This is a genomic window from Myxococcus sp. CA039A, assembly GCF_013336645.1.
Lineage (GTDB): Bacteria > Myxococcota > Myxococcia > Myxococcales > Myxococcaceae > Myxococcus > Myxococcus llanfairpwllgwyngyllgogerychwyrndrobwllllantysiliogogogochensis.
Genome location: NZ_JABUMQ010000392.1, coordinates 1 through 9,240, shown reverse-complemented (window position 1 = coordinate 9,240; position 9,240 = coordinate 1). Strand labels below are relative to the sequence as shown.

Sequence of the window (9,240 nt, the reverse complement as noted above, 5' to 3'; positions counted from 1 at the left end):
GCACCATGGCCCCCGCCCCGTCCCCGAAGAGCACGCAGGTGTTCCGGTCCGTCCAGTCCACCACCCGCGTCAGGAGCTCCGCGCCCACCACCAACGCCCGCTTCACCTGTCCGGAGCGCATGAATTGATCCGCGATGCTCATCGCGTACAGCGAGCCCGCGCACGCGGCGGCCACGTCGAAGGCGAAGGCCCGGCGCGCGCCCAGCCGCGCCTGCACGAAGGCCGCGCACGAGGGCATGGGCATGTCCGCGGTGATGGTCCCCACCACGATGAGGTCCAGCTCCTCCGGCGCCACGCCCGCCATCTCCAGGGCCTTCAGCGAGGCGGCGACGGCCAGGTCGCTGGTGGCTTCGTCGTCCGCAGCGCGCCTTCGCGCGTGGATGCCGGTGCGCTCACGAATCCAGGCATCGGACGTGTCCACGCACGCCTCCAGCTCCTGGTTGGTGATGACCCGGGAGGGAGCGTAGGAGCCGGTGCCGATGATCTGCGTGCATGCCACGAGGGTTCTCCCGAAAAGGAGCTTCATCGAACCCAACGCCCAGGCGCCGGTCTCTAATCGGAAACGGCTTCTTCTGTCCCTCTTTTTCCCCTCGGGTGGGTAGGGAGCCAGGCGGCGGCCCTGGCGATGCATCGCGTCAGTTCCTCCTGGAGTCCCCCCTGCGCGGTGGCCAGCGCGGCGCCCAGGGCGTTGTGGATGGCTCGAGGAGAGGAGCGCCCGTGGGCCACGATTCCCACGCCTCGCAGGCCCAGCAGCGGAGCGCCTCCGTACTCGGCGTAGTCCACCATCTTCCGCAGGCCCTTCAGGGCGGGCTGGAGCAGCAGCGCCCCCAGCTTCTCCGACAGCCCACCCCGCTTCTCGATGGCCTGACGCAGCATGCCGATGACGCCCATGCCCACGCCCTCGGATGTCTTGAGGACGACATTCCCGGTGAAGCCGTCCGTCACCACCACCTGCACGTCGCCGGAGAAGAGGTCCTTGCCCTCCACGTAGCCGCCAAAGTCCAGGTCGGACTGGCGCAAGAGGTCGCTCGCCTCGCGCGTCAGGATCGTCCCCTTGGACGCCTCCTCCCCGTTGGACAGCACCGCGACCCGGGGACGGGCCACGCCCAGCAGCAGGCGGACATAGGCCTCGCCCAGCACGGCGAACTGCGCCAGATGCGACGGCCGGCAATCCACGTTGGCGCCCGCGTCCAAGAGCAGGCAGCGCCCGCCGCCCTTGAGCGCGGGAAAGAGCGCGGCGATGGCGGGGCGCTCCACGCCGGGCAGCCGGCCCAGCGTCATCAAGCCGCCCGCCATGACCGCGCCGGAGTTGCCCGCGGACACGAGCGCATCCCCGTGCCCGTCGCGCACCAGCTCGAAGCCCACCCGGAGCGACGAGTCCCGCTTGCGCCGGAAGGCGGTGGAGGCGTGGTCATCCATCTCCACGACCTCGGACGCGTGGTGCACGCGGAGGTTGGGCGGAGGCAGCCCGCGTCCCAGGTGGGGCGTCACCCGGGCCGTGTCCCCCACGAGGACGACCTCGTGCTCGGGGTGGGCCCGGGCGAAGAGCACTCCGCCCTCCACCGGCGCCCCCGGCGCGTGATCTCCCCCCATCGCGTCCAGGACCAGCCTCATCCCCGCCCTCTCCGTGTCTGCGTGCGTGTCAGCTCGAAACCCACCCGGCCCGCCGGGCGGCGCGCAGCACACCAGGAACCTCCCAGGGGGGCAACGACTCGCTTGCCCCATGGCATGGGGTGGGTCCAGGTGGGCAGCGCCGCGTCGAGCGGGGGCGCCAGGTCCGGATGATCCGCGGGGCGGGCGGAAATGAGCCCATCACGAGCGTTGTCCCGGCGGGGCGCGTGAGGTATCTGGCGGGCGGGCGGCCCCGAGGCACTTCGCGGTGTGACTGGGCAGTACACGCGCATTGACTCGGGCCGGATGAGCCGCTAGGGTCCGCCGCCTTTCAAGCCGGACCAGGAGTACGCGAGCTCGTCGCGACTGCTCCAAGGCCGGTGTTGACCGACATGTTGCGCAGGCAGCCGGGGACCCCGGCACAGCGCGTGAGACAGAGGTGAGCCGTGGGCGTCCCCAAGAAGCGTACTTCGAAGATGCGTCGTGACACTCGTCGCGCTGGCAACAACAACCTGCGCACCGCCGTGCAGGTGACCAAGTGCCCCAACTGCAAGGAGCCGGTGATGCCTCACCGCGCCTGCACGTCGTGTGGCCAGTACAAGGGGCGCGAGCTGCTGCCCCAAGCCGAGGCCTGAGGCCTTGCCAGTGACGCTCCTGAAGAGGGGCGTCGAGCAGCACGAAGGGCCGCGCCTCCCCAATCGGAGGTCGCGGCCCTTGCTCTTTTCCGGCCCCGAATCCCAGCGGGGCCGGCGTCCTTGGCGGACTTCAGTTGCCGAGCTTGATGTTCTTCAGCGACGCCAGGCGGGGGTCCACCTGCCTCGTGTCACACTGGCACTGGGCCTCGTTGAAGTTCGTGCCGCACTGCGAGCACAGGCCCTTGCAGTCGTCCTTGCAGACCAGGTTCATCGGCAGGGCGAGCAGCACCTGCTCGCGGACGATGGGGTCCAGGTCGATGGTCTTCCCATTGAAGACCTCCTGGTCCACGCCATCGATTTCGAACGAGCCGCCCGTCTCCCCCTGCTGACGCTCCTTCTTCTCCATGGACTTCTCGTCGTCGTCCTTGAAGTCGTCGCCCCGGGCCATCGACTCGGGCACCAGGTTCAGCGAGAAGACCACGGGCAGCGCCAGCTCCACGTCCTTCAGGCAGCGCTTGCAGGGACTGGTGACGTGTACGGTGAAATTGCCGTTCAGCAGCACCCCGCCGCTCACCCGCCGCAACGTGGCCTTGAGCTGGGATGCCTGCGTGGCCCGGAAGCCGGTGTCCAACCCGGACGCCGTCCCTTCCAGCGCGGCGCCCAGCAGCTCCGGCGAGATGGGCTCGTCCAGCTTGAGCCCCGACTCATGAATTTGTTCAACCTTTACGAGCATTTACGCGACATCCAGGTAAAATTGGGCGGGCAACATAGAGGGCGGCCCCTCTAGCGTCAACACGCCCGGGTTCAACAGCACCGCGAAGATGTCACTGCGCCGTCACCACCGGTGGGGTGGCCTTCGTGGATTCTCCAGACAACGCTTTGATAGGGTCGGTTTGATGCACAGGCACGATTTGCCGTTGCGCGTGGGGGCACTCTTCCTCGTCGTGGGCCTCCTGGCTCCACCGGGGCTTGCCCGTCCCCTCTTCCCCTCGCCTGCCCTCTCGCAGCTCGGGCCAGCAAGCCCAGAAATCACCCGCGCCCGCGAGCAAATTGACGACGGCGAGTTCGAGGAGGCCCGGCGCACGCTCCAGGCGGGCCTGGACGCCCCGGACGTCACCGACGACCAGCTCGTGGAGCTCTACCGCCTGCTCGGCCTCACCGCCCTGTACCTGGGCGACGAGAACCAGGCGCGCGAGGCGTACGAGAAGCTGCTCCAGGCCCGTCCCGACTACGAGCTGCCCCGCACAGCGCCGCCCAAGCTGCGTTCGCTCTACGCGCGCATCAAGGAGGACATCCGCAGCCGGCGTGTGCGCCCCGTGACGCTCGACGTGGATCCGATTCCGGATCCCCCGGGCGGCGAGCCCATCGTCGTGGAAGCCACCATCCAGGAGCTGGCGCTGGGCGCCCGCGCGCGGCTGTTCTACCGGCGCGCCGGAGACCAGGCCTACAACTCCGTGGACTTCGTGAAGGACCGGGGCGAGAAGGAGCGCTTCCGCGCCGTCGTCCCCGCCTACGACGTGCCCGTGGAGCCGGAGCCCTACGAGGTGGAGTACTACTTCGAGGTGGTGGACGCCGCGCAGCGCCGGCTCGCCGGACGCGGTGACTCCTTCCAGCCCATGCTCTTCCAGGTGGCACCGCAGCGCTCGACGGCCGCCGCCGAGGTCTCCGAAGGACGCCCCTGGTACAAGAGCCCCTGGCTCTGGGTCGCAGTGGGCGCGGTGGCCATCGGCGGTACCGCGGGCGTGGTGGCCCTCTCCTCCTCCGAGGACCGCGGCCGCGTCCCCATCACCATCCGCGTGGACCCTTCCCAGCCATGAGCCTCCGCCTCTTGAAGTCCCTGCCGCTCGCCTTCGCGCTGTGCGCCTGCGGTCCCACGGACTCCGGCACCGCCGGCCGCTTCGGCCTGGACGTGACGATGTCGCGCGCGGTGGCCGCCGAGGTCCACGCGCTCCAGGTCAGCGTCCTCGAGGACGGCTCGCGCCGCAGTTGCACCGAGCTGCAGCGCACCTGCCTCAACACCCAGGTGAAGCGCGAGGAGCTGGTGGTGCTGGAGGACTCGCGCGGCAACGAGGGCCGCGCCCTGCGCTTCACCGTGGACCTGGCGGCCATGCAGAACGGCGGCAGCCAGGCGCTCGAGGTCGACGTGCCGGTAGGCCGCGACTACGCGCTCGTCATCGAGGCCATCGCCGTGGGCGCTCCGTCGCGCTTCCTCGGCAGCTCCTGCAACTACCTCAAGGTCGTCAACTCCGGGGACAACGCCCCGGTGGTCGCCGCGCCGCTCGTGTTGACCGAGCAGTCCTGCGACCCCTCCATCGGCCCCTGAGCAAGGCGGCGCTCCTCGCCCGCGCTCGCTGCCCCCCGCGGCTACACCTTTTCCGTCGAGCTTCCACAGGACTTCCGAGAGGACCCCATGACGCGCATCCTGATCATCGAGGACGAGCAGGACCTCGCCGGGCTCGTCGAATACAACCTCCGGGCCGCGGGCTTCGAGACGGAGTCGGCGAACACCGGCGCCGGAGGCCTTGCCCGCGCCCGCGCCAATCCACCCGACCTGCTGCTCCTGGACCTGATGCTGCCGGACATCGCGGGCGGCGAGGTGCTGCGCATGCTCAAGCAGGACCCGGAGCTGCGAAAGACGTCCGTCATCATCGTCAGCGCCAAGGGCCAGGAGTCGGACCGCGTGCAGGGCCTGGAGCTGGGCGCGGACGACTACGTGGTGAAGCCCTTCTCCGTCCGCGAGCTGCTCCTGCGCGTCAAGGCCGTGCTGCGCCGGGGCGATGCCGACGAAGGGCCCGCGCAGGTGCTCGCCGCCGGGGACATCCTCCTGGACACCTCGCGCCACCAGGTGCGAGTGAAGGACGTGGAGGTCGTCCTCACCGCGCTGGAGTTCCGCCTGCTGCGCACGCTGCTGGAGCGAAGCGACCGGGTGCAGACGCGCGAAACCCTCCTCTCCGATGTCTGGGGCATCCAGGCGGAGATCCACACCCGCACCGTGGACACGCACATCAAGCGCCTCAGGGAGAAGCTGGGCCCCGCGGGCGACATCATCGAGACGGTGCGCGGCGTCGGCTACAAGCTCAGCCCTCCCTAGGCCGCCCGCTCCATGCCCCTGCGCTACACGCTCCTGCCCCTGTTGATGCCGGCCACCCTGGTGGGCCTGCTCGTGGCCGCGCTGGGCACCCCCGGCGCCGCGGTGCCCGTGGCGCTCATCACCCTGGCCGGCTCCCTCATGGCGCTGGGCCTGAGCCGTGGCGCGCTGCAACGACAGCTGGACAGGCTGGCGCGCAGCACGCGGGGCCGCGCCGAGGGGGGGGGCGGACCGACGCCAGACCCGGACCGGCTGGAGGAAGTGGCCAGCCTCGAGGGCGCCATCGACTCGCTGCACACCCGCCTGTCCGCGCGAAACACGGAGCTCACCCAGGAGTCGCGCACCCTCACCGCCGTCCTGGACAGCATGGCCGAGGGCATCTGGGTGACGGACGCGGAGGGCACCGTGGTGCGCCACAACGACGCGCTCCGGAACATCCTCCAGACGGGCGCACCCATCGTCGGCCAGCGCCCCCTGGCCGTCATCCGCGATGACCAACTGCACGACGCCGTCATGCGCGGCTGCCGCGAGGGGAACTCCAGTCACCTGGAGCTCTCGCTCGAGGGGCTGTTTCCCCGCACCCTGTCCGTGCGCGTGACGCCCCTGGGAAGGGATTTGCCGGGCAGCGCCGCCGTCTTCCACGACGTCACCGAGCTGCGCCGGCTGGAGAAGGTGCGCAAGGACTTCGTCGCCAACGTCTCCCACGAGCTGCGCACGCCGATTACGGCCATCCGAGGCTACGCGGAGACGCTCCAGGGAGGAGCGCTCGGGGACGCCCAGGTGGCTCCACGCATGGTGGAAATCATCCACCGCCAGTCCGAGCGACTGTCCGAGCTGGTGGAGGACCTGCTGGAGCTGTCTCGCCTGGAGTCGCAACAGGTGAGCCTGAGACTCACCGACGTCCCCCTGGCCGAGGCCGCCGCCCGGGCCGCCGACACGGTGCGACCCAAGGCCGAGGGCAAGGGCCAGGTGGTTTCACTCCATGTCCCTGCGGGACTGGTGGCGGTGGGAGACCCGCGCGCGGTGGAGCAGGTGCTGCTCAACCTCCTGGACAACGCGGTGAAGTACACCCCGGCGGGTGGGCGGGTGGACGTGGACGGAGCGTGCGAGGACGGGCGGTGCGTGGTGCGCGTCCGGGACACCGGGGTGGGCATCGAACCGCGCCACCTGTCGCGCATCTTCGAGCGCTTCTACCGGGTGGACAAGGGCCGGAGCCGGGACATGGGAGGCACCGGGTTGGGTCTTTCCATCGTCAAGCACCTGCTCCAGGCCATGGACGGAGAGGTCAAGGTCGAGAGCCAACCGAACGAGGGCAGCACCTTCACCATTTTTCTGCCCCAGGCGGCTCCCGCTCGGTCTGCGACGGGGTAGGATGGCACGACCATGCGGGTCGCCATCCTCGCGGACATTCACGGCAACCTCCCCGCCTGCGAGGCCGTCCTCGAGGACATCGCGCGCTCCGTTGCGCCCGACTACATCGTCGCCGCCGGCGACCTCGCACTGCGCGGAGCGCACCCTCGCGAGACGGTGGACCTGCTCTTCGACCGCTGCGACTCGGTGCTGATGGGGAACACCGACTGCTACCTCGCCGGGAACTACCTGGGCGGTGCGTACCGCGAGAGGGACCACTGGAAGACGGAGCTCTTGCGCTGGACAAGAGACCAGCTCGGCGAGGCGCACCTGCGCCAGTTGGGCGCCCTGCCCTTCTCCGTGCGCTACACGCCGCGCAAGGGACAGGACCTCTTCGTCTGCCACGCCAACCCGCGCAACCTCGAGGAGTCGCTGGACCCCACGCTGGATGACGTCGCGGTGCGCCGCTACTTCGCGCACCTGGACGCGGCGGCGTGCGCCTTCGGCCACCTGCACTTCCCCTACCGCCGCCGGGTGGGCCGCATGCTCATCGCCGACGTGGCCAGCGCGGGGATTCCGCGCGACGGAGACCTGCGCCCCGCCTACGGCGTCTTCACGTACACGCCCAAGGGCTGGCGCGTGCAGATTCGCCGGGTGCGCTACCCGGTGCGCAAGGCCACCCAGGCCCTCACCGCGCGCCGCGTCCCCGGCGGCCCGCTGCTCATCCACAAGCTCGTGGAGGCGCGCTACCGCCATCACAACGCCTTGATGGAGGCCGCGCGCCGCCACTCCGGCCTGCCGCCCGCGGGCCCCGTGCTGCGGCCTCCGCCGGGCGCCCCCATTCGCAACGCGGCGGTGCCCCTGGAGGGACGTGCTCCTCCGGACGTGGACCCCACCTCGCTGCCCACGGACCTGGATGGCACCGTGACGGACGCGACACCGCTGCCGCTGGATGTGTTGAACGACCTGGACGGCTGAGCTTTGTCGCCGGGACGTTGCTTGCCCGGGACGGTGGCGGGTGGTTGAGGCAGGCCACCATGTCCGCTCGCGAACTGCCGCTGCTGCTCGTCCGCCACGCCGAAGCCGAAGACACGCATATCCTTGGGGATGAAGCCCGCGCCCTCACCCCGGAGGGCCGCGCCCTCTTCCGTCAACACGCGCGCAAGCTGGCCCGCCTCACCCCGCTGCAAGGCATCGTCACCAGTCCCCTGGTGCGCGCCGTCCAGACGGCGGAGCTGCTCGCCGAGGCCCTGGGCCTGTCGCGCGTGGAGGTCCACCCCGCGCTGGTGCCCCGCAACAGCGCGCCCCGGCGCATCCTGAAGCTGGCGCGGGAGCTGGGGCCGGGCTTCGCGCTGGTGGGCCACAACCCCTCGCTGGAGCAGGCGCTGGCGCTCGCGCTGGGCGACGACACCCAGGCGCCGGAGAAGCTGCGCAAGGGCACCGCCGTGGCGCTCCAGTCCACCGGGGACGACGCGGGCTTCCAGCTCGTCTGGTGGGCCGCGCCGGGCCGCGCGCTCAAGCGCTACGACACGGGGGGGTGAGGCGCTCAGCCCTCCGCGGCGCCCACGAGAAAGGACACCAGCAGCAGCGTCAGCACCACGGTGGTGATGGCCACGTAGAGCCGGTCCTTCTGCTGCCGGAAGATGAGCAGCGACAGCGCCACGCGCATCACCGGCACGGCCATCATCACCAGGAGCCCCGCCATGACAAAGGACTGCCCTCGCGCGGCCATGGCGCCCGCCACCACGTCCGCCAGCCCGTGCGGCACGGGGTGCGGCGCGGTGAGGCGCTCCAGGGCCTCGGAAGACACGAGGTAGTCGGGGTGGCGGAAGAACGTCACCAGCGTGCCCAGCGTCACCAGCGACATGCTGACGAGGACGCCGTAGCGCAGCAGGTCGCTAATGAGCAGCTCGGGCACCAGCGGAACGGCCTCTGGCCCCACGGGCAGCGCCACGCTGGACGGCGGCAAGGGGCGGGGCTCGGGCTCGGATGACGGCGCTTCGTTCATGACGACCACCCCTTGCGCAGCATCTCGAAGGCCACCCACAGCAGCACGCCCACGAAGAGCGCGCGCAGCCACGACGCATTCACCCTCGCCATCAGGTGACGTGAGCCCAGCCACGCGCCCAGCGTGACGCCCACGCAGACGGGGCCCGCGATGAACGGGTCGATGTGGCCTCGCGCGAAGTAGACGCCCGCGCTGGCCGCCGCTGTCACGCCAATCATGAAGTTGCTGGTGGCCGTGGACACCTTCAGCGGCAGCCGCATGGTCAGGTCCATGGCGGGCACCTTCAGCGCGCCCGAGCCGATGCCCAGCATGCCGCTCACCGTGCCCGCCACATACATCAACCCCAGCCCCGCCAGGGGACGGGTGACGCGGTAGCTCACCTCGCGGCCAGTGGACTCATCCCAGTAGCTGCCGTGCAGCGCCAGCCGGTCCGCCAGCGCGTCCTCGGGCACCGGCGCTTCCTCGCTCGCGTGCATCCGCCGCAGCATCACCAGCGCCGAGTACGCCATGACGGCGCCGAAGACGAGGTACACCCCGCGCCCTCCCAC

General features: G+C 70.5%; 12 protein-coding genes. 7 read left to right on the top strand and 5 right to left on the bottom strand.

Annotated elements, in window-relative coordinates:
- Positions 1 to 499, bottom strand: a 499-nt coding sequence (locus tag HR086_RS41035; RefSeq protein WP_373564415.1) for a beta-ketoacyl synthase N-terminal-like domain-containing protein, incomplete at its 3' end; no start/stop codon positions are given.
- 53 nt (positions 500 to 552) lie between these two features.
- Positions 553 to 1,614, bottom strand: coding sequence for a phosphate acyltransferase PlsX (gene plsX / locus HR086_RS41030; RefSeq protein WP_174468334.1), 1,062 nt, complete (start codon positions 1,612 to 1,614; stop codon positions 553 to 555).
- 443 nt (positions 1,615 to 2,057) lie between these two features.
- On the opposite strand from plsX, the gene rpmF reads away from it, so the two are divergent.
- Positions 2,058 to 2,246, top strand: coding sequence for a 50S ribosomal protein L32 (rpmF, locus tag HR086_RS41025; RefSeq protein WP_141644364.1), 189 nt, complete (start codon positions 2,058 to 2,060; stop codon positions 2,244 to 2,246).
- A gap of 130 nt (positions 2,247 to 2,376) precedes the next feature.
- Here rpmF and HR086_RS41020 read toward each other — a convergent pair whose 3' ends face one another.
- Positions 2,377 to 2,979, bottom strand: coding sequence for a DUF177 domain-containing protein (locus tag HR086_RS41020; protein WP_174468333.1), 603 nt, complete (start codon positions 2,977 to 2,979; stop codon positions 2,377 to 2,379).
- Positions 2,980 to 3,142: 163 nt separating this feature from the next.
- On the opposite strand from HR086_RS41020, the gene HR086_RS41015 reads away from it, so the two are divergent.
- From HR086_RS41015 to HR086_RS40990, 6 genes are all read left to right on the top strand, one after another.
- Positions 3,143 to 4,063 carry a lipopolysaccharide assembly protein LapB gene (locus HR086_RS41015; RefSeq protein ID WP_174468332.1) on the top strand — a complete coding sequence of 307 codons (921 nt, stop codon included), beginning with the start codon at positions 3,143 to 3,145 and terminating at the stop codon, positions 4,061 to 4,063.
- A complete protein-coding gene (locus HR086_RS41010; protein ID WP_141644367.1) occupies positions 4,060 to 4,569 on the top strand; it encodes a hypothetical protein in 510 nt (169 codons plus the stop codon). The genes HR086_RS41015 and HR086_RS41010 overlap by 4 nt, the downstream gene beginning before the upstream one ends.
- A gap of 87 nt (positions 4,570 to 4,656) precedes the next feature.
- Positions 4,657 to 5,337 carry a response regulator gene (locus HR086_RS41005; RefSeq protein WP_174463736.1) on the top strand — a complete coding sequence of 227 codons (681 nt, stop codon included), beginning with the start codon at positions 4,657 to 4,659 and terminating at the stop codon, positions 5,335 to 5,337.
- 12 nt (positions 5,338 to 5,349) lie between these two features.
- On the top strand, positions 5,350 to 6,705 hold the full coding sequence (locus HR086_RS41000; protein ID WP_141644369.1) for a cell wall metabolism sensor histidine kinase WalK: 1,356 nt from the start codon (positions 5,350 to 5,352) through the stop codon (positions 6,703 to 6,705).
- A gap of 12 nt (positions 6,706 to 6,717) precedes the next feature.
- A complete protein-coding gene (locus tag HR086_RS40995) occupies positions 6,718 to 7,662 on the top strand; it encodes a metallophosphoesterase (RefSeq protein WP_141644370.1) in 945 nt (314 codons plus the stop codon).
- 59 nt (positions 7,663 to 7,721) lie between these two features.
- On the top strand, positions 7,722 to 8,225 hold the full coding sequence (locus HR086_RS40990) for a histidine phosphatase family protein (protein WP_174458884.1): 504 nt from the start codon (positions 7,722 to 7,724) through the stop codon (positions 8,223 to 8,225).
- A 5-nt stretch (positions 8,226 to 8,230) separates the two neighbouring features.
- Here the strand turns inward: HR086_RS40990 and HR086_RS40985 are convergent, their stop codons facing one another.
- The gene (locus tag HR086_RS40985) at positions 8,231 to 8,692 is read right to left on the bottom strand and encodes a DUF1634 domain-containing protein (protein WP_174458885.1); all 462 of its coding nucleotides are present in this window, start codon (positions 8,690 to 8,692) and stop codon (positions 8,231 to 8,233) included.
- Positions 8,689 to 9,240: sulfite exporter TauE/SafE family protein (locus HR086_RS40980; RefSeq protein WP_174468331.1), on the bottom strand; the 552-nt coding region annotated here is incomplete at its 5' end. The genes HR086_RS40985 and HR086_RS40980, both read right to left, overlap by 4 nt.